Source organism: Klebsiella sp. HMSC09D12, assembly GCF_001808475.1.
In the GTDB taxonomy this organism is placed as follows: Bacteria; Pseudomonadota; Gammaproteobacteria; order Enterobacterales; family Enterobacteriaceae; genus Klebsiella; species Klebsiella oxytoca.
Genome location: NZ_KV793474.1, coordinates 1 through 19,207, shown reverse-complemented (window position 1 = coordinate 19,207; position 19,207 = coordinate 1). Strand labels below are relative to the sequence as shown.

The window sequence follows — 19,207 nt, the reverse complement described above, 5'->3', positions numbered from 1 at the left end:
AAGCAGCAATGCTTCTGCGGTAGGCTTTTATGCTGCCAGATTAGCGGCAACAAACTTCCAGTTTACCAGCGCCCAGAAGTGTTCCAGATAGTTCGGACGGGCGTTACGGTAGTCGATGTAATACGCATGTTCCCAGACATCCACGGTCAGCAGCGGGGTAGCGTCGCTGGTCAGCGGCGTACCGGCGTTGCTGGTAGAGACGATGGCCAGGCTACCGTCGGCATTTTTCACCAGCCAGGTCCAGCCTGCGCCGAAATTTTTTGCCGCCGCGTCGGTGAATTTGGCCTTGAAATCCGCGAAGCTGCCGAAAGATTTAGCGATAGCCGCCGCCAGTTCGCCTTCCGGTTCGCCACCGGCGTTTGGCGCCAGGCAGTTCCAGTAGAAGGTGTGATTCCAGACCTGCGCGGCGTTGTTAAAGACGCCGCCATCGGAAGAACGCACGATCTCTTCCAGGGTTTTGCCTTCAAACGCGGTGCCTTTGATCAGGTTGTTAAGGTTAGTCACATAGGCCTGGTGGTGCTTACCGTAGTGGTATTCCAGGGTTTCCGCTGAAATGTGCGGCGCCAGGGCGTCTTTTGCATATGGTAATGCAGGTAATTCGAACGACATTGCTACTCTCCTTTTTATCGTTATACCCTTCATAATCCCAGCGGCATCTGTGTTGACTACCTGCACTTACCCCGGTCATGTACTGTTGTTCGCTCCCGGGATGCGCTGAGCTGCCGCAAGACTCGGCTTAAGCCTCGCCCCTTTGGGGCCTGCGCAAGCGCGGTTCAAAACGGCAGGGCGTCTTGTGATGCTGCTGCAATTATTCTGGGTCTGGTGCGCGCAATAACCCTGTATTGCGCAAGGTAATAGTAGCAAATTAAAAGATGTGGCAAAAGAGAGAGTTACCCTGTCGCCGCAGCGACAAGGCACATTTAGCGAATGGTTTTCGGCGTCATAACGCGACGCGCGCCGACGTAGTGGCGTACCCAGTAATCGTCGCTTAAAGAGGTAATCTGTATATCGCGACCGGTGCGCGGAGACTGAATAAACTTGCCGTTGCCGACGTATACCCCGACGTGATCTGCCGTCCCGCGCCCGCGGGTGCGGAAGAAGACGAGATCCCCGCTTTGCAGCTCGCCGCGATCCACTGGACGAGCGTCGCGCAGGTGATACATCTCATTGGCAGTGCGCGGAATATGAATTTTAACCAGGTCTTTATAGGCGTAATAGACCAGACCACTGCAATCAAATCCGGTGCGCGGAGAGGTCCCGCCCCAGCGATAAGGTTTGCCAATCTGATCCATCAACTTTGACATCGCGGTGCTTTGCGCTTTTTGTACCCGCGCTTTATGCGCATCGGCGATAGTCAGCTGCGGCTCGTCGGCAATGGGTTTGCAGCGGGTTTTATAGCCTTTACGCACCACGCACTTTTTCTGCAGGCTCGCCGCGGCCAGCTTGCTTTCCGCAATCGACCTTGTCGAGCTGGCGCACAGCTTTTTGTAGCCCTTGCGCAGGACGCATTTTTTGGTGGCGCTGGCGGTCTGGCGTGAAGCGGTTGTTTTGCTGCGGCTGGCGGTCGGTGTTTTTTTGCTGGAGGTTTTGGCGGTGGTTTTGCTTTTGGAACTGGCTGCTTTTTTCTTACGCTCTGCGGTAGTGCCTTTAGCCGGATGCGCTTTGGGCGTGGCCGAAGCGTGCGTATGCCCGGAAGCATGCGCCAGCGGCGTAAGTGAAATAGATGTGAAAAGTAATGCACAGAGCGAAATCGCGATTTTGTTAAGACGCGCCACTGAGCAATCCCCTGATTAAATTACAGACATATACCTATGCCTGACGATGAATGACAAAACGCATCGATTCTAAAGCATAAAATCGTGGAAAGTTAATACTCTTTTGTATCTAAAGTCTCGTTTGGTTAACATTTGCAAAAAAATGCGTCTCCCGGCGGGCTCGCCGCATGAAAAACGCGCAATGCGTTGCTGCGTATAGCAATAAAATGATATTTTTGAGGCAACTTTTGCCTACAGAAGATAAAATGTGGCAAGTGAAAAAAATGTTATTATCGGTCCTGCGTTCAGGGCGCTACAATGACAAATTACTGCCGTAGAGAAGTTTAAGGAAGCACGACAATGAGCACGACTTTAGAAAAAATCCAACGTCAAATCGCTGAAAACCCGATCCTGCTGTATATGAAAGGGTCTCCGAAGCTGCCAAGCTGCGGTTTCTCCGCTCAGGCCGTTCAGGCGCTCTCTGCCTGTGGCGAACGTTTTGCCTACGTCGATATCCTGCAAAACCCGGACATCCGCGCGGAACTGCCTAAATACGCTAACTGGCCAACCTTCCCGCAGCTGTGGGTAGACGGTGAGCTGGTCGGCGGCTGTGACATCGTGATTGAAATGTATCAGCGCGGCGAACTGCAGCAGCTGATCAAAGAAACGGCCGCTAAGTACAAAACTGACGAGCCGAAAGCAGAGTAATTTTGCTTTAAATAAAAAAGCGACTTCTCGTGAAGTCGCTTTTTTTTCATTTATTCTTCGGCCACGGGTAAGGGCCAGCCGCCAAGACGCTTCCAGCGGTTGACGATTTCGCAGAATAGCTGCGCCGTTTGTTCGGTATCGTAAAGCGCAGAGTGGGCCTGAGTCCCGTCAAATGCCATTCCGGCGGCGATACAGGCTTTCGACAATACCGTTTGGCCAAGCGCAAGACCGCTCAGGGCCGCGGTATCGAAGGTGACGAACGGATGGAATGGATTACGTTTCAGCCCCGCACGTTCTGCCGCCGCCATGGTAAAGCTATGGTCGAAGGTGGCGTTATGCGCGACCATAATAGCGCGACTGCAGTCGCTCTCTTTCATGCCCTTGCGGATCATTTTAAAAATCGCGTGCAGCGCATCGTATTCGCTCACCGCGCCGCGCTCGGGATCGTTGGGGTTAATACCGTTAAAAGCCAGAGCTTCGGGCTGCAGGTTTGCGCCCTCAAAAGGTTCAACATGAAAATGCAGCGTTTCGTCCGGCATGAGCCAGCCTTCTTCGTCCATTTTCAGCGTAATAGCGGCGATCTCCAGCAGGGCGTCGGTTTTGGCATTAAATCCGGCGGTCTCAACATCAATTACCACTGGATAAAAACCGCGAAAACGGTCGCACAGACCATTCAGTTGAGCGTTCTCGGACATCAGATTCTCTTAGCTGGAAAAAAGTAGCGCGCATTATGGCAAATTTTGCCGCGGCTTGCAGCAGGAAGGGGATAAAACAGCGGGCACCGCGGGCGCCCGCAGCAGATTAGTTGCCGAGGCCTTTTCCGGCGTCTTTCTCTTCAATCAGCTCGATTTTATAACCATCCGGATCTTCGACGAAGGCGATGACCGTCGTACCGCCTTTAACCGGGCCGGCTTCACGGGTCACGTTGCCGCCGTTCTGACGAATACGTTCGCAGGCTTCCGCCGCGTTTTCAACGCTCAGCGCAATATGACCATACGCGTTACCGAGATCGTACTTATCCACGCCCCAGTTGTAGGTCAGCTCAATCACGGCGGTATCGCTTTCTTCGCCGTAACCCACGAATGCCAGCGAGTATTTATATTCAGTGTTTTCGCTGGTGCGCAGCAGTTTCATGCCCAGCACGTTGGTGTAAAACTCAATAGAACGTTGCAGGTCGCCAACGCGCAGCATGGTGTGAAGTAAGCGCATAATGTCCCCTATGCAGTTTATTTTTGATACATCAGAGCGTTGAGTATAGCGGCGATAACCCGCCGCTATCAATGGAGGGATTACAGGGTAGGGTAATCGGTATAACCTTCCGCGCCGCCGCCGTAGAAGCTTTCCGGACGCTGTGGGTTCAGAGCGGCCTTTTTCTGCAGGCGCGCCACCAGGTCCGGGTTAGCAATGTAGTCGCGACCAAAGGCCACGGCATCGATCAGCCCTTTACCGATCAGATCGTTGGCCTTTTCAACCGTGTAGGCGCCCGCGCCGATAATAGCGCCCGGGAAACGGTCGCGCACTTTCTGGCGGAACTCATCGCTGTACGGTTGGCCGCCAGCCCAGTCCGGTTCGGACATGTGCAGGTAGGCAATACCGCGTTTCGCCAGCTCTTCGATCAGATAGAGCGCGTCGGCTTCTTCATTCGGGCCATTATCGACGTTCTGGAAACTGCCGATGGGCGAGACGCGAATACCGATACGGTCGGCGCTCCACTCTTTACTCACCGCATCAACCACTTCCAGCACCAGGCGAGCGCGATTCTCCACGCTGCCGCCGTACTGGTCAGTACGATGGTTGGCAGAAGGGGAAAGGAACTGGTGCAGCAGGTAACCGTGGGCGGAGTGCAGTTCGACAAGATCGAATCCGGCATCGCGGGCGTTACCTACCGCCTGACGGAAATCATCAACGATCCCTGGGATCTCGTGGGTTTCGAGCGCGCGCGGCATTGAGGTGTCAACGCGAATGGCATGGCCGTTTTCGTCGCGCAGCGAAGTCCGGGTGCCCGCGCTGATGGCCGATGGCGCAACCGGGGCGGCGCCGCCGGGCTGGATGCTGCTGTGCGAAATACGCCCGGTATGCCACAGCTGGACGGCAATACGCCCGTTTTCAGCGTGGACGCCGGCGGTGATCTTTTTCCATGCGGCAATCTGTTCCGGACTGTGCAGCCCTGGCGCACCCGCGTAGCCTTTAGCCTGAGCGGAAATCTGGGTCGCTTCGGAAATAATCAGGCCGGAGCTGGCGCGCTGGCGGTAGTATTCGCCCATCAGCGGGGTGGGAATATCCCCCGGCTCAATACTGCGCAGACGCGTTAGCGGAGCCATAAACACGCGATTCGGCACGGTTACCGCACCTACTTTCAACGGGGTAAACAACTTTGATTCTGACATAATGACTCCTGAGTAGACCGGTCGTCTTGAAACGGGTTAAATAAAAACGCCTGTTATAGGGCAGGCGCAGCAATAATTTTTTTTGCGTGGGCCAGGGCGCTTTCCAGCGGCGTTGCGCTGTGCGTAATCTTGGCCTGCAGATTCGCCCCCAGCCACAGAGAGTAAAGCACCTGTGAGAGCATTAATGCGTCACCGTCAAACGTCAGGCTACCTTCCTGACGACCTTGCTCCAGCGCATCGCCCAGCAGGGTAATGATCTGACTGGCCCCTTTATCCATCGCGGTGCGCATATCTTCCGACAGATCGCAGACCTCTGCCGACAGCTTCACCGTCAGGCAGCCGCTAATGATGCCCTGCTGGCAAAACTGGGTCAGCGTATGCTGATAGTAGGCCAAAAGGCGGTCGCGATAGTTTCCCTCGCCGTGGGCAAAATGCTCAACCAGGCGCTGAAGATATCCGGCGTAGTGATGGTCGAGCAGCGCTACGCCAAAGGCTTCTTTAGAGCGAAAATAGTGATAGAAAGAACCTTTCGGCACTTCCGCTGTTTTTAGCAGTTCACTCAGCCCCATACCGGTAAAACCCCGATGCATACAAAGCTGCTCGCCGGTGGCCAGGATATGTTCGCGGGTATTGCATTCACTGTGTTTGTTCATGGCGCTCACTGTAATAGACCGATTGGTCTAATGCAAGCCATAATTAAAAATGCTGCCTGGCGCAGAGGGCGACGAACAAAATTTGCGTACGGCGGATGAAACGTCTTCAATAAAGACAGAGATGAGCGGCTGGAGAGGCGAAGTGGCTGAACAACTGGAGTTCTTCCCGGTACAGAGTCCCTGCCGGGGGATTTGTCAGTCTGATGAACGCGGCTACTGCCGGGGGTGCATGCGTAGCCGCGATGAGCGTTTCAACTGGCAGAAAATGAGCGATGCGCAAAAGCAGGATGTTCTGCGTCTGTGTCGCCAGCGGCTGCTGCGTAAATTACGCGCAGCTAAGCAGGATAGTGCGGAAGAACCGCAGCAACCCTCACTGTTTTAAGCAAAAAATTGCGTATACTCAGGACACTTTTTTATTGAGGAAGCTGTTATGGTTCAGCGTATTGCTATGGCTCCCCAGGGGCCGGAATTCTCTCGTTTCGTGATGGGCTACTGGCGTCTGATGGACTGGAATATGTCCGCTCAGGCGCTGGTGGGCTTTGTGGAGCAACACCTGGATCTGGGCATCACCACCATCGATCATGCCGACATTTACGGCGACTATCGCTGTGAGGCGGCGTTTGGCGAAGCGCTAAAGCTGGCGCCCCATCTGCGCAACCGGATGGAGATCGTCACCAAATGCGGAATTGCCACGAAAGCGCGGGCAGAAAATACCATCGGCCACTATATTACCGATCGCGACCATATTGTGCTGAGCGCGGAGCAGTCGCTGCGTAATCTGGCGACCGACCATCTGGACCTGCTGCTGATTCATCGCCCGGACCCGCTGATGGATGCTGACGAAGTGGCTGAGGCCTTCCTGGCTTTACATCATAGCGGCAAGGTTCGCCACTTCGGCGTGTCGAACTTTACCCCCGCCCAGTTTACCCTGCTGCAGTCGCGCCTGCCGTTTACCCTGGCGACTAATCAGGTGGAAATTTCCCCGGTTCACCAGCCGCTGCTGCTTGACGGTACGCTCGATCAGCTTCAGCAGCTGCGTATCCGACCGATGGCCTGGTCCTGCCTCGGCGGCGGTCGTTTGTTTAACGACGAAAGCTTCCAGCCGCTGCGCGATGAGCTGGCCCGCGTCGCTCAGGAGCTCAATGCGGAAAGCATTGAGCAGGTGGTGTACGCCTGGATCCTGCGTCTGCCGTCGCAGCCGCTGCCAATTATCGGTTCAGGAAAAATTGAGCGCGTGCGCTCGGCGGTTGTCGCTGAAAAGCTAAATATGAGCCGTCAGCAGTGGTTCCGCATTCGCAAAGCGGCCTTAGGCTACGACGTTCCGTAAACACCGACACCTCAGCAATGGCCTACACTGAATAGTGATAGAGCCATTGAGGAGGTGTTATGCAACGATGTATTCTCGCCATACTTACCCTGGCCGCCTGTGCGGGCGCGCAGGCGGCCAGCGAAAGCGTCGATATCAATCTTGTGACCAGCCAGAGCGTTGGTCAGGCCATCGGTAGCGTGAAAATTAGTGAAACCGCGAAAGGTCTCGAGTTTACTCCGGACCTGAAAGCGCTGCCTCCCGGCGAGCACGGCTTCCATATTCACGCCAACGGTAGCTGCCAGCCGGCCATCAAAGAAGGTAAAGCCGTCGCCGCTGGCGCAGCCGGCGGACATTACGATCCGCAAAACACCGGAAAGCATGAAGGTCCTGACGGCGCCGGTCATCTCGGCGATCTGCCGTTCCTGGTGGTTAATAACGACGGAAAAGCCACCCAGCCGGTGGTCGCGCCGCGTTTAAAAACCCTCGATGAAGTGAAAGGCAAGGCGCTGATGATTCACGTGGGGGGCGATAATATGTCCGACAGCCCGCAGCCTCTCGGCGGTGGCGGCGAGCGCTTCGCCTGCGGCGTCATCAAGTAGTCCTTTCCGTCAACGTTCCTGCGATCGGCGCCTGTTCCAGCTGAGACAGGGCGCACCAGAGTCGCCAGATAACCGCCGCCAGCTCTCTGGCGGCGGGCTGGTGGTGGCGATTAAGCGCGTCGCAGATGCGCTGCAGTTCCTGCAGCGTTGAAGCGAGAGGGCGCTGCTGAACGCCGCGCTCGCTCATCACGTCACGCAGCAGGCTAATGCACAGATCGCGCACCTGCGAGAGCGGGTCGGAGCGCGTTTCCCAGTCGCGTAGTTGCCACACCACGTGGGAACAATTGAGTAACACGACGCCCCAGCGCAGCAGCCAGCGGCGCGCCAGCGCATCCTGACTGTTGCTAAGCTGGCTAATGTGATGATAAACCAGCGACTCAAATTCATGTTCACTATGCTGCGGACGACGGCTCAATTGGTCGACAAAGTGACGCCGTAACGCACGGATGTGCCGACGGCTTTTACGCGCGTCTGAACCTGGACTGATAATGGCGAAAGCCAGCCAGGCAAGTCCTACCCCAATGATTTTTCCCAGATTATCATTAAGAAACGAAGCGTAGTCGTACACCGGCGGGTTGGTGACCGAAATAAATGAGCCCATAAAAACGATCAACTGCCCCCAAAGTCCGGCGAGCTTTGGCATCTGCTGTTTGAGCAACTGCATTGTGGTCAGCAGGGGAAACAGAAATAGCAAAAACTGCCATAAATCGGTTATCTGCACCATCAGGCCAAATTTCACGACAAAGCTAAAGAGCGAAAGCAGGATCAGGGTACGCATTAAAAGCGTTAATGATTTAAACGGTGAGGGTGAAACCGAATACAGCACGCAGCAGATAGCCGCCAGAGTAAGCGCTGCAGCGCAGGCCTGCCACTGGGTGCTTATACCCCATGCGCCGACCATCACCAGCGCGCAAAAAGCGCGAACTCCGTTCCAGAGAGCTTCGGCCTGATCGGTATGGCGGGCCAGCGCGGGTGCGGAAGGTACGTTGAATTCGGTGATCGCAGTGGCGTTTTCGATGCGCTTGAGCCAGCGGCTGCTCTCCAGATACAGGCGACAAAAATAGCGCAGGCGCTTCCAGAAGGCGATGTGTCGGTAGTCGGCATCGGCGGGCGGCGCAAGCGGCGCGATAATGCGGGCAACGCTGTAAGCATCGGCGTTTGAAAGCGCTAACTCGCTGAGCAAAGACTCCAGAATCTCGCGAGTACGAGCGGGCGCGGCGGGCCAGTTAAGCAGCATCCGCCGCAGGCTCGAAATGACGCTGGTCATTCGTAGCTGCTGATGTAACAGGTAGTTGAGCAGCGGATTTTGCCGGCGAAAGCGATAGTGGCTCCAGAAGGCCTGAATGCGCAGCAGATTCATGGTCAGGATTTGCCCAATCACGCTCTCGTGCGCGGCGCGGATAGCATCGGTTGTTTCCGGGACCCACAGCAGACTGGCGTGTTCCAGCAGGCGGGCATGCATATTTTTTAGCGCGCTCAGTAGCGTGGTGCCGTCGGAGGTACTCGGTAAAATCATCATCATTAGCCCGCCGCACAATATACCGACGATAACCTCGCAGACGCGCGACTGGGCGATAGTCCACAGTTCGTTAGCATCGGTAATATTGATAACCGGGAAAGCGATAATCGCGCAGGTGTAGCCCGCAAGCTGGAATGCATAGGCGACGTTATTGGTGAACATCGCGCAGGCCCAGGTACAGAGAGCTATCCACGCCGATATACTAAAAAGAAATAGCCACGGATCGTTGAGCGTATGGCCGGCCAGCAGCAGCGCCGCGCAGGCGCCGAGCAGGCTGCCGGCAATACGGCCACAGCTTTTGCTGATCACGCCGCCGACGGTGGGAAAGCTGACTACCGCGGCGGAAGTCATCGCCCAGTAGGGTTCGTCAAGATCCAGCCAGTAGGCGATGCTCAACGCCAGGCACATGGCAATCCCGTTACGCAGGGCATAGCGCCACTGCGGACGGCTGGCCTTAATCCAGGGAAGAGAGCGCCACGTCAGGGCCTGTAGCTTCATTACTGTGGGCCAATGGCAACGGTGCAGGTGGTACCGGAGACCAACGTGATATCCGGCGGCAGATGGTCAAACTCAATGCGCACCGGCACGCGCTGGGCAAGGCGTACCCAGGGAATATTCGGTTTAATATTCGCCACCAGACCACTTCCGCTCTCTACGCTCTGATCGACAATAGCGCGTCCGATACTGCCTACGTGACCCTGTAACTTTTGTTTGCTGCTATAGAGGACGATCTGCGCGCTATCGCCGGGACGGATATTACGCAGTTTCGTTTCTTCAAAATAACCGATCACGTAAAAGGAGTGGCTGTCGACGAGGGCAAAAAGCGGATGGCCTACGGTTGCGTAGTCGCCAATGCGGGTCGAAAGGTTCGTTACCCAGCCGTCAACCGGGGCCTTAATTTCGGTCTGCGCGAGCTGCCATTGGGCATGATCGAGGGTGGCCAGGGCGGCTCCCACGACGGCCTTAGCCGCTGCCAGGTTAGTATTAGCGGTATTAAGCGCAGTATTGGCGTTTTCTAAATCTTCTGCGGAGATGAAATTCTCGGAGAGATGGCGTCGGCGAGCGGCATCGCTGGCGGCTTTTTTCTGTTCAGCCTGCGCGCGGGCAACTTCAGCTCGAGCCTTGTCGAGCTGGGCCTGGGCGTTGAGCAGCGCAATTTTATAAGGCGTATCATCAATTCTGAACAGTACTTCACCGGCCTTAACCAGCTGGTTATCGCGTACGTTGAGCTGCAGGATGCTCCCGGACACCTGCGGCGTGACGCCTACCTGCTCGGCCCGGACTTTCCCGTCGCGGGTCCACGGGGACTGCGTGTAGTAATTCCAGACCAGCCAGGCGGCAATAATGGCCAGCGCGGCGACCAGCAGCGTGGATAAATATTTTAGTTTCTTCATGTAATGAACATTACCAGATAGTCAGTAAAACCAGCGCCAGACAAACGGAGAGCGCAAAGAAGGAGAGATCCATGAGCAGGGGGTGCCAGATTTCACCTGCGTACATCCAGTCCCGCAGCTGACGATGAACGACCAACCAGATAAAGAAGCCCAGCAGAACGGCTTTAAAGACAGGAGGAAAATAGACCGAAGCGCCGAACACCAGGTCCTGGAGCGGCAATCCGGTAGTGTTAAGACTCAGTTTCACAAGCAAAAATCCTTTGCCGTTTCAGGATGAATGTTCAGGTTATGCGATTATTCACATTGTAAATCATTGTTCTGATTTTAGTGAATCAGGTAATTCATTTGTTTTGGTAATTTAAATGCTGCACACTATTCTAAAATCAGTATAATAACTTAGCAAGCTAATTATAAGGAGATGAAATTGGAATCGCCACTTGGTTCTGATCTGGCACGTTTGGTACGCGTCTGGCGCGCGCTAATCGACCATCGCCTGAAACCTCTGGAGTTAACGCAGACGCACTGGGTCACGCTGCATAACATTCACCAGCTGCCGCCTGAACAGTCGCAGATTCAGCTGGCGAAAGCCATTGGTATTGAGCAGCCTTCGCTGGTTCGCACGCTCGACCAGCTGGAGGAAAAGGGGCTTATTTCTCGCCAGACCTGTGCAAACGATCGGCGGGCAAAACGTATCAAGCTTACCGAAAAAGCCGAACCCCTGATCAACGAAATGGAAGAGGTTATCGGCAAAACGCGTGATGAGATTCTGGCCGGCGTTTCTAAAGAAGAGGTGGAAACGCTGCTCAATTTGATTCGTAAACTTGAACACAACATCCTCGATCTCCAGGCAAAAGATTGACCTTAACGAGGCCTTGAATCTTCTCAAGGCCTCTTTTTTATTTACGCCTGCCAGACGACTACGCGATTACGCCCGGTGTTTTTCGCTTCGTACATGGCGGTATCAGCGCGCTTGACGCACTCCTCCGCCGCAACATGCGCATCCTGAGTGGTGAAAACCCCCATACTGATGGTCATTCTTTCCGGTAACCCTTCATGCTGTTCACTGACGGACAGGCGGATGCGTTCGGCAATGGCCAGCGCTTCGTTGGCGCCGATATTGACCAGCAGCAGGGCGAACTCTTCCCCGCCGATACGCGCGGCAATGTCCTCCTGGCGCACGTTATTCTGCAGCACGCTGGCAGCAAACTGAATGACCTTATCTCCCTGCACGTGGCCGTACGTGTCGTTGATGCGCTTAAAGCGGTCAAGATCGCAGACAATGACCGATAGCGGCTGTGATGCAGAGACTTTTGTTAATCGTTGATTCAGGGTGTCGTAGAAATAGCTGCGGTTATACAGCCGGGTCAGGGGATCGCGAATAGAATTCTGGTACGAGCGAACGTACCTTTCGTTTGACTCCCGGTAGAGGATAAAAACATCCACAAGCAGAACTAAAATCAAAAACAGAGTGCTCAGCGTTTCAAAGAGCCGCGCCTGGTTCCAGGAATGAGCGTTACCGTTGACCGTAGAGAGCAGAACCAGCAGCGTAAATATATAGGCGGTACAAAAAAAAGCGCCGCTGTACCAGAATATATTGCGTAGCCGGGTCAGGCTAATAAGTAAAATCAGCGTAAATGACCATGTGCCAATTAATACCCAGCCAACCCGGTTATGCCATAGCGGCGTAAAGGTATAGGTCAGATTATCAATGAATTCAATGCTCAGTAATGGTGAGTTGCTGGAATGAACCCACGACAATATGAGCGTTGCGGCGATCAAAATAAAACAACCCAGCAGTACCAGACCGTGAATCTTTCCTGAATGAGTGGTACGGTGGCGAAGCCGATATAAAACGATCGAAGTTATAAATAAAACGGCCATCATGACGTTGCGGAAAAAATAAAAAATTAGCGCGTCATTCTGGTTGATGGGGCGCCCCTGGGCGCATACCAGCCAGTCCGGGTAGCTGCCTATGGTCCCGAGCATCAACAGGGCCGAACAGGCAAAAGCGAAGGCTATTGGCGCCAGGTACAGCTGCTTTTTATCGCACAGATATTTCATGCCCATAAAACAGGCAATCATAATATGGAAACCCATCAGTGAGATAGTCAATACGGGAAACAGCATTGATGAAGTTGTAGAGATACGATGAATTAATGAGCCGGTAACGAAATTAATCGTAGCAATAGAAAAACCGCATACGACAGCGTAAAGAAATAGCCTGTCAGGCAAGCGTTTGAGATTAATAAACATAGTCAACATCCCTGAATAAAAGGGCAAAGGTAAAACGACGTCTCTGTCGTAAATGTTTTGCGTAATATAGGGTGCAGATTACTTGATAGCGGAGGGGAGAATATTGAGCAGGCGCAAGTTGTGGATGGGAGGCGGAAAAATATAAATATATTTGCAGTGTTTATTTATTATGATAAATGATACATATTTTATATAAATGAGCGGCCCGCAAGGGCCGCAGGGAAAAGATTTAGCGCGGGGATACGGTAACCTGGCTGCCGCTGCCGGCGATAGCCACGCGTTGTCCGACGGAGAACGGCGTGCTGCCTTGTTTCTGCACCACCATGATGGTGTTGCCATCATCTTTGCGAATTTCCAGCTCAACGCCCTGGGTTTTGTTCATTGCGCCCTGGACGCCCTGACCGGCTACGCCGCCCGCGACAGCGCCAGCTGCGGTTGCCAGAGAGCGACCCGTGCCGCCGCCGATGGTGTTACCCAGGAAACCACCGAGCACCGCGCCGCCAATGGCGCCGATAGCATTGCTTTCATCTCCGCCCTGAATCTGAACCGCGCGGGTATGCACAATGGTGCCGTAGGTCACACTTTGGACCTGTTTGGCTTCGGATGCGGAGTAAACATCGCCGGACAGGCCGCTGTTGCTGACGCAACCTGCAAGCGTAAAACCAATCATCGAGACAGCCAAAACACGTAAAATCATTTATGAATCTCCTGTTCACAAGAAGCGTTCTGTTGAACTTCCTTGTAGCCAATTATATGGCATTTAAGCGTCTGCTGGCATAGCAGATACCGTGACTATACAAAAAATAATAATCAGAGTCGTCTCAACCTAAACTAAACATAAGTTCTTTACGCTAAGTACCATCGCGCTGCTTGTATTGTTAAAAAGTATTATAGCAGCATAGCATTGCCCCCTCGTTTATGGTGGAGTGTGGGGATATACGAGAGTCATGGAATGAAGGAAAGCGTATGAAATCAGGCCGCTTTATCGGCGTCATGTCCGGCACCAGCCTTGATGGTGTGGATGTTGTGCTTGCAGCAATTAATGAAGATCTGGTCGCCCAGCAGGCCAGCCTGACGTATCCCATCCCCATTGCGATTAAAGAACAGATTCTGGCTATCTGTCAGGGGCAGCCGCTTACGCTTTCGCAGCTAGGGCGGCTGGATACGCGGCTGGGGCGGCTGTTTGCCGATGCGGTTCTGGCGCTAATGGCTCAGGAAAAGCTACAGGCAGCAGATATCATCGCCATCGGCTGCCATGGGCAAACGGTCTGGCATGAGCCAACGGGTGATGCGCCGCACACTATGCAGATAGGCGACAATAATCAGATTGCCGCGCGCACCGGCGTAACCGTGGTCGGAGACTTTCGCCGCCGCGATATGGCGCTCGGGGGGCAGGGGGCGCCGCTGGTTCCTGCTTTCCATCATGCGCTGCTGGCGCATCCGGTAGAGCGCCGCATGATTCTCAATATCGGCGGTATTGCCAATCTCTCTTTACTGGCGCCGGGGCAGCCGGTACGTGGATACGACACGGGGCCAGGCAACATGCTGATGGACGCGTGGGTCTGGCGCCAGTGCGGCAAACCCTATGATAAAGACGCGCAGTGGGCCAGCGAGGGGAAAATTGTGCTGCCGCTGCTGCAGGATATGCTCAGCGATCCCTGGTTTGCCCTGCCGGCGCCGAAGAGTACCGGGCGCGAATACTTTAACTACGGCTGGCTCACGCAGCATCTGGCGCGTTATCCGGGGCTTCGTGCCCAGGATGTTCAGGCGACCCTGGCCGAACTGACTGCCGTCAGCATCAGCGAACAGGTGCTGCTAAGCGGAGGCTGCGAGCGTCTACTGGTATGCGGCGGCGGTGCGCGTAACCCGCTACTGATGGCGCGTCTGGCGGCGCTGTTGCCGGGAACCGAAGTGTCGACGACCGATGAGGCGGGCATTAGCGGTGATGATATGGAAGCGCTGGCTTTCGCGTGGCTGGCGTGGCGTACCCTCGCCGGCTTACCCGGCAATCTCCCTTCCGTGACCGGCGCGTCGCAGGCAACCGTACTGGGCGCGATTTTCCCGGCCAATCCGCAGCAAAATCAGAGTTAACTGAAATCACCCGCGCCGGTTTCTTCGTAAACTGGCCAACGTTGAGGGAGGGCGTTATGCCTTCCCGGACCGGGAAAGTCGAAGGCATACTGATGAAAAAAATACTTATTCTTGCTGTACCTTTTATGCTCGCAGGCTGTAGCTACTACAACCAGTTTGTTGAGCGGATGAACACGGATACCCTCGAGTACCAGTGCGAGCAAAAACCGTTAACCGTCCATCTCAATAATACTCGCCAGCAGGTCAGCTTCATTTACGACAACCAGCAGTTAAATTTACAGCAGGGTCTCTCCGCCTCCGGCGCGCGCTATACCGATGGCGTATACGTCTTCTGGTCTAAAGGCGATAGCGCCACCGTTTATAAACGCGACCGTATTGTGCTGGAAAACTGTCAGCTGCAAACCGCCAAACGTTGAGATTTCAGTCATGGGGGCGCACAATAACGCCACCCATTGATGACTTTCTCAATTGCCATGTCTGATAACGAAGAATTGCAGCAAATTGCGCATCTGCGCCGTGAATATACCCGTGGTGGCCTGCGTCGCCACGACCTTCCTGCCGAACCCCTGGCATTATTTGAACGCTGGCTGCGGCAGGCCTGTGATGCGAAGCTCGCTGACCCGACGGCGATGGTTGTCGCGACCGTTGATGAAAACTCGCAGCCTTACCAGCGCATCGTGTTGCTCAAGCACTACGATGAGAAAGGCCTGGTGTTTTATACCAACCTCGGCAGCCGCAAAGCCCACCAGATTGAAAAAAATCCCCGCATCAGCCTGCTGTTTCCATGGCATATGCTGGAGCGCCAGGTCATGGTTATCGGTAAAGCGGAACGCCTGTCGACGCTGGAAGTAGTCAAATATTTCCACAGCCGCCCGCGCGACAGTCAGATTGGCGCCTGGGTATCGCAGCAGTCCAGCCGTATTTCGGCTCGCGGCATCCTCGAAAGTAAGTTCCTCGAGCTGAAGCAAAAGTTCCAGCAGGGCGAAGTTCCGCTGCCGAGCTTCTGGGGCGGATTCCGCGTCAGTATTGAACAGATGGAGTTCTGGCAGGGCGGAGAGCATCGTCTGCACGATCGTTTTCTCTATCAGCGCCAAAACAGCGGCTGGCAGATCGACCGACTGGCGCCATAAAGGACGCAAAAATGTTGTCTTAAGCGCTGGTGCATCGTGGCCTGGCGCTTTATTCTATACGCTTCATTTTTCAAGCTGCATCTTTATCCGCTGCGCCTGCCCGCTCTGTCGCTTACCTGTGTAAGTTCCCTGAGCTTTCATATGCTTGCCGCCGCGATGCAGCTTGAACAATTTTGCGTATACCCGTCATACTTCAAGTTGCATGTGCGTTGGCTGCGTTCACTCACCCGAATCACTTACTACAGTAAGCTCATCGGGATGAATCAGGGACATCCATGTCCCTGACCGAAGGTCATCTTCGGTTGTTCAAATTCGTTCCTGACGAATTTGTCGTTCACTTGCCGCCTTCCTGCAACTCGAATTATTTAGGGTATAGATGTTTTTTTTCGCGTCTGGCGAAAAGTCGTGTACCGGCAGAGGTGCAGTCGTTTATAGATGGAGAATTTGATGGCAAGCAGTAACTTGATTAAACAATTGCAGGAGCGGGGGCTGGTAGCCCAGGTGACGGACGAGGAAGCGTTAGCAGAGCGACTGGCGCAAGGCCCGATCGCGCTCTATTGCGGCTTCGACCCAACCGCCGACAGCTTGCACTTGGGGCATCTTGTTCCATTGTTATGCCTGAAACGCTTTCAGCAGGCGGGCCATAAGCCTGTTGCGCTGGTTGGCGGCGCGACGGGTCTCATTGGCGACCCGAGCTTTAAAGCCGCTGAGCGTAAACTGAACACTGAAGATACCGTGCAGGAGTGGGTAGATAAAATTCGCAAACAGGTCGCGCCTTTCCTCGACTTTGATTGCGGTGATAACTCTGCCATCGCCGCGAATAACTACGACTGGTTTGGCAGCATGAATGTGCTCACCTTCCTGCGTGATATCGGCAAGCACTTCTCCGTAAACCAAATGATCAACAAAGAAGCGGTGAAGCAGCGTCTGAATCGCGACGACCAGGGCATCTCTTTTACCGAGTTCTCCTACAACCTGCTGCAAGGCTACGACTTTGCTTGCCTGAACAAGCTGCACGGCGTGGCGCTGCAAATCGGCGGTTCTGACCAGTGGGGTAACATTACTTCCGGTATCGACCTGACCCGCCGTCTGCACCAGAATCAAGTCTTTGGCCTCACCGTTCCGCTGATCACCAAAGCCGACGGCACGAAATTCGGTAAAACCGAAGGCGGCGCAGTGTGGCTCGATCCGAAGAAAACCAGTCCGTATAAGTTCTACCAGTTCTGGATCAACACCGCGGATGCCGATGTTTATCGCTTCCTTAAGTTCTTCACCTTTATGGACATAGCTGAAATCAATGCCCTGGAAGAGGAAGACAAAAACAGCGGTAAAGCGCCGCGCGCCCAGTACGTGCTGGCCGAGCAGGTGACCCGTCTGGTGCACGGTGAAGAAGGTCTGGTGGCGGCAAAACGCATTACCGAGAGCCTGTTCAACGGCAACCTGAGCGATTTGAGCGAAGCCGATTTCGAACAGCTGGCGCAGGATGGCGTGCCGATGATCGAAATGGATAAAGGCGCCGATCTGATGCAGGCGCTGGTGGATTCTGAACTGCAGCCGTCCCGCGGTCAGGCGCGTAAAACCATCGCATCCAATGCGGTGACCATCAACGGCGAAAAACAGTCCGACCCGGAATACGTATTTGTCGACGCCGACCGTCTCTTTGGTCGCTACACCTTACTGCGCCGCGGTAAGAAAAATTACTGTCTGGTCTGCTGGAAGTAATTGCGTAAAGGCAGGGGCGTGGGAAACCGCGCCCCTTATTTTTTGCTCTCAGGTAATTAAGATGAAGAACATCCTCGCCATCCAGTCCCACGTTGTGTTTGGCCATGCGGGCAACAGCGCCGCTGAATTTCCGATGCGCCGCCTTGGCGCCAACGTCTGGCCGCTTAATACCGTACAATTCTCCAATCATACCCAATACGGTAAATGGACCGGCTGCGTGATGCCGCCAGCGCATTTGACGGAGATTGTTCAGGGGATTGCCGATATTAACCAACTGCAGCGCTGTGACGCCGTGCTAAGCGGCTATCTGGGATCGGCTGAACAGGGCGAACATATTCTTGGCATTGTGCGTCAGGTTAAAGCCGCCAATCCGGCTGCGAAATATTTCTGCGACCCGGTAATGGGTCATCCGGAAAAGGGCTGCATCGTGGCGCCGGGCGTAGCGGAGTTTCACGTACGCTACGCGCTGCCGGCAAGCGATATTATTGCGCCAAATCTGATTGAGCTGGAGATCCTCTGCGGGCATCCGGTGGCAAACGTTAACGAGGCGGTTTTGGCCGCGCGCGAGCTGATTGCTCAGGGGCCGGAAGTGGTGCTGGTGAAGCATCTCTCGCGTGCCGGACTGAGTATGGATCGTTTTGAGATGCTGCTGGTTACCGCGCAGGAAGCCTGGCATATCAGCCGTCCGCTGGTGGATTTTGGCATGCGCCAGCCGGTAGGCGTCGGTGACGTTACCAGCGGGCTGCTGCTGGTCAAACTGCTGCAGGGCGCCACTCTGCGCGATGCGCTGGAGCATGTGACCGCCGCGGTTTATGAAATCATGCTGGCGACTAAAAACATGCAGGAATATGAGCTTCAGGTTGTGGCGGCTCAGGATCGTATTGCGCAGCCGGAGCACTACTTTAGCGCCACCCAGCTTTAAGGCGGGTATGAACTTGCCCGACATGTCGGGCAAGCATCGGTTTTACTTCAGCCCTTCAGCCTCAAGAGCAGCGGCTACGGCCGGGCGCGCGGCAACGTGTTTCATCCAGGCCGCGATATTGCTATAACCTTCCATATTCAGCTTCACGGCGTAGGCCCAGCGCAGTACGGTGAACAGGTAGCCATCTGCAATGGTGAAACGATGCCCGTTAATCCACTCTTTATCCTGCAGACATTCGTTCACGTACTGCATTTTCTTATCCAGCAGCGCGCGGGCGATAGGTTTGAAATCTTCCGGCGTATCCGGGCGAAACAGCGGTGTAAAGCCTTTATGCAGTTCCGTCGCCACGTAGTTTAGCCACTCCAGGGTCTGGTAGCGGGCGATGCTTCCTACCGGCGCCAGCAGCTGGCGGTCCGGTACGCGATCGGCGATATACTGCATAATGGCCACGCCTTCCGTCAGCAGCACGTCATCGTCCAGCAGCAGCGCCGGTACCTGACCCTTGGGGTTAACCAGCAAATAATCCTCCCCGTTTTCAAGGCGTTTTTTCATCACGTCAACGCCCTGCAGGGTAAAGTCCAGCCCGCTTTCGCGTAGCGCGATATGCGAGGCGAGAGAACAAGCGCCGGATTTATAGAACAGTTTCATCGGTGACTCCTCGTGGCTGCGGTTTTCTGTATGTTAGTCCGCCCAGGGGCAAAAAAAAACCGCTAACAGAGCGTTAGCGGTTTAATTGTCATCCCTAAACCACCTCCTAGGGAGGTGG

22 protein-coding genes are annotated in these 19,207 nt (G+C 54.7%); 10 read left to right on the top strand and 12 right to left on the bottom strand.

The window, feature by feature from the left end:
* Positions 1-27 precede the first annotated feature (27 nt).
* A complete protein-coding gene (gene sodB, locus HMPREF3178_RS12790) occupies positions 28-609 on the bottom strand; it encodes a superoxide dismutase [Fe] (RefSeq protein WP_004102696.1) in 582 nt (193 codons plus the stop codon).
* Between the two features lie 311 nt (positions 610-920).
* Entirely contained in the window at positions 921-1,775 is an 855-nt protein-coding gene (locus HMPREF3178_RS12785) for a C40 family peptidase (protein ID WP_016810094.1), read from the bottom strand.
* Between the two features lie 339 nt (positions 1,776-2,114).
* Here HMPREF3178_RS12785 and grxD point away from each other — a divergent pair, with 339 nt between their 5' ends.
* Positions 2,115-2,462 carry a monothiol glutaredoxin 4 gene (gene grxD, locus HMPREF3178_RS12780; protein ID WP_004102692.1) on the top strand — a complete coding sequence of 116 codons (348 nt, stop codon included), beginning with the start codon at positions 2,115-2,117 and terminating at the stop codon, positions 2,460-2,462.
* 50 nt (positions 2,463-2,512) lie between these two features.
* Here the strand turns inward: grxD and rnt are convergent, their stop codons facing one another.
* From rnt to HMPREF3178_RS12760, 4 genes are all read right to left on the bottom strand, one after another.
* Positions 2,513-3,157: a ribonuclease T gene (rnt, locus tag HMPREF3178_RS12775; RefSeq protein ID WP_004102691.1), complete on the bottom strand. Its 645-nt coding sequence runs from the start codon at positions 3,155-3,157 to the stop codon at positions 2,513-2,515.
* Positions 3,158-3,263: 106 nt separating this feature from the next.
* The gene (gene gloA, locus HMPREF3178_RS12770) at positions 3,264-3,671 is read right to left on the bottom strand and encodes a lactoylglutathione lyase (protein WP_004102689.1); all 408 of its coding nucleotides are present in this window, start codon (positions 3,669-3,671) and stop codon (positions 3,264-3,266) included.
* Between the two features lie 80 nt (positions 3,672-3,751).
* Positions 3,752-4,849 (bottom strand): alkene reductase, encoded by a 1,098-nt coding sequence (locus HMPREF3178_RS12765; RefSeq protein WP_004113448.1) that lies wholly within the window; start codon positions 4,847-4,849, stop codon positions 3,752-3,754.
* A 53-nt stretch (positions 4,850-4,902) separates the two neighbouring features.
* On the bottom strand, positions 4,903-5,502 hold the full coding sequence (locus HMPREF3178_RS12760; protein WP_070585228.1) for a TetR/AcrR family transcriptional regulator: 600 nt from the start codon (positions 5,500-5,502) through the stop codon (positions 4,903-4,905).
* A gap of 121 nt (positions 5,503-5,623) precedes the next feature.
* On the opposite strand from HMPREF3178_RS12760, the gene HMPREF3178_RS12755 reads away from it, so the two are divergent.
* Genes HMPREF3178_RS12755 through sodC form a run of 3 tightly spaced genes read left to right on the top strand, consistent with a single transcriptional unit; the run spans position 5,624 to position 7,410 of the window.
* A complete protein-coding gene (locus HMPREF3178_RS12755; protein ID WP_153675721.1) occupies positions 5,624-5,884 on the top strand; it encodes a DUF1289 domain-containing protein in 261 nt (86 codons plus the stop codon).
* A gap of 48 nt (positions 5,885-5,932) precedes the next feature.
* Positions 5,933-6,829, top strand: coding sequence for an aldo/keto reductase (locus tag HMPREF3178_RS12750; protein ID WP_016810095.1), 897 nt, complete (start codon positions 5,933-5,935; stop codon positions 6,827-6,829).
* Positions 6,830-6,888: 59 nt separating this feature from the next.
* Positions 6,889-7,410: a superoxide dismutase [Cu-Zn] SodC gene (gene sodC, locus HMPREF3178_RS12745; protein WP_004102674.1), complete on the top strand. Its 522-nt coding sequence runs from the start codon at positions 6,889-6,891 to the stop codon at positions 7,408-7,410.
* On the opposite strand, the gene HMPREF3178_RS12740 is transcribed toward sodC, so the two are convergent.
* From HMPREF3178_RS12740 to HMPREF3178_RS12730, 3 genes are read right to left on the bottom strand one after another with little or no spacing between them, the layout of a single operon-like run.
* Positions 7,403-9,427, bottom strand: a complete 2,025-nt coding sequence (locus HMPREF3178_RS12740) for an FUSC family protein (protein ID WP_017145744.1) — start codon at positions 9,425-9,427, stop codon at positions 7,403-7,405. The genes sodC and HMPREF3178_RS12740 overlap by 8 nt on opposite strands.
* On the bottom strand, positions 9,427-10,323 hold the full coding sequence (locus HMPREF3178_RS12735; RefSeq protein ID WP_017145745.1) for an efflux RND transporter periplasmic adaptor subunit: 897 nt from the start codon (positions 10,321-10,323) through the stop codon (positions 9,427-9,429). Before HMPREF3178_RS12735 ends, HMPREF3178_RS12740 begins: the two co-directional genes overlap by 1 nt.
* Positions 10,324-10,333: 10 nt before the next feature.
* Positions 10,334-10,570, bottom strand: coding sequence for a DUF1656 domain-containing protein (locus HMPREF3178_RS12730; RefSeq protein ID WP_004102668.1), 237 nt, complete (start codon positions 10,568-10,570; stop codon positions 10,334-10,336).
* 171 nt (positions 10,571-10,741) lie between these two features.
* Here HMPREF3178_RS12730 and slyA point away from each other — a divergent pair, with 171 nt between their 5' ends.
* Positions 10,742-11,182 carry a transcriptional regulator SlyA gene (gene slyA / locus HMPREF3178_RS12725; RefSeq protein ID WP_016810099.1) on the top strand — a complete coding sequence of 147 codons (441 nt, stop codon included), beginning with the start codon at positions 10,742-10,744 and terminating at the stop codon, positions 11,180-11,182.
* A 41-nt stretch (positions 11,183-11,223) separates the two neighbouring features.
* Here slyA and HMPREF3178_RS12720 read toward each other — a convergent pair whose 3' ends face one another.
* Both HMPREF3178_RS12720 and slyB read right to left on the bottom strand, forming a co-directional pair.
* Complete coding sequence (locus HMPREF3178_RS12720) at positions 11,224-12,576, bottom strand: sensor domain-containing diguanylate cyclase (protein WP_004113440.1); 1,353 nt, start codon at positions 12,574-12,576, stop codon at positions 11,224-11,226.
* Positions 12,577-12,805: 229 nt separating this feature from the next.
* A complete protein-coding gene (gene slyB, locus HMPREF3178_RS12715; protein WP_004102663.1) occupies positions 12,806-13,273 on the bottom strand; it encodes an outer membrane lipoprotein SlyB in 468 nt (155 codons plus the stop codon).
* Between the two features lie 269 nt (positions 13,274-13,542).
* On the opposite strand from slyB, the gene anmK reads away from it, so the two are divergent.
* The 5 genes from anmK to pdxY all read left to right on the top strand — a co-directional run bounded on the left by anmK (position 13,543) and on the right by pdxY (position 18,441).
* Positions 13,543-14,667 carry an anhydro-N-acetylmuramic acid kinase gene (anmK, locus tag HMPREF3178_RS12710; RefSeq protein WP_004102661.1) on the top strand — a complete coding sequence of 375 codons (1,125 nt, stop codon included), beginning with the start codon at positions 13,543-13,545 and terminating at the stop codon, positions 14,665-14,667.
* A 92-nt stretch (positions 14,668-14,759) separates the two neighbouring features.
* Positions 14,760-15,083: a C-type lysozyme inhibitor gene (gene mliC, locus HMPREF3178_RS12705; protein WP_024274269.1), complete on the top strand. Its 324-nt coding sequence runs from the start codon at positions 14,760-14,762 to the stop codon at positions 15,081-15,083.
* A 57-nt stretch (positions 15,084-15,140) separates the two neighbouring features.
* On the top strand, positions 15,141-15,797 hold the full coding sequence (pdxH, locus tag HMPREF3178_RS12700; RefSeq protein WP_029496813.1) for a pyridoxamine 5'-phosphate oxidase: 657 nt from the start codon (positions 15,141-15,143) through the stop codon (positions 15,795-15,797).
* 447 nt (positions 15,798-16,244) lie between these two features.
* Positions 16,245-17,519 (top strand): tyrosine--tRNA ligase, encoded by a 1,275-nt coding sequence (gene tyrS / locus HMPREF3178_RS12695; RefSeq protein WP_004102653.1) that lies wholly within the window; start codon positions 16,245-16,247, stop codon positions 17,517-17,519.
* Positions 17,520-17,580: 61 nt separating this feature from the next.
* On the top strand, positions 17,581-18,441 hold the full coding sequence (gene pdxY / locus HMPREF3178_RS12690; RefSeq protein WP_004102651.1) for a pyridoxal kinase PdxY: 861 nt from the start codon (positions 17,581-17,583) through the stop codon (positions 18,439-18,441).
* Between the two features lie 42 nt (positions 18,442-18,483).
* On the opposite strand, the gene gstA is transcribed toward pdxY, so the two are convergent.
* Positions 18,484-19,089, bottom strand: coding sequence for a glutathione transferase GstA (gene gstA, locus HMPREF3178_RS12685; RefSeq protein ID WP_004102649.1), 606 nt, complete (start codon positions 19,087-19,089; stop codon positions 18,484-18,486).
* Positions 19,090-19,207 lie beyond the last annotated feature (118 nt).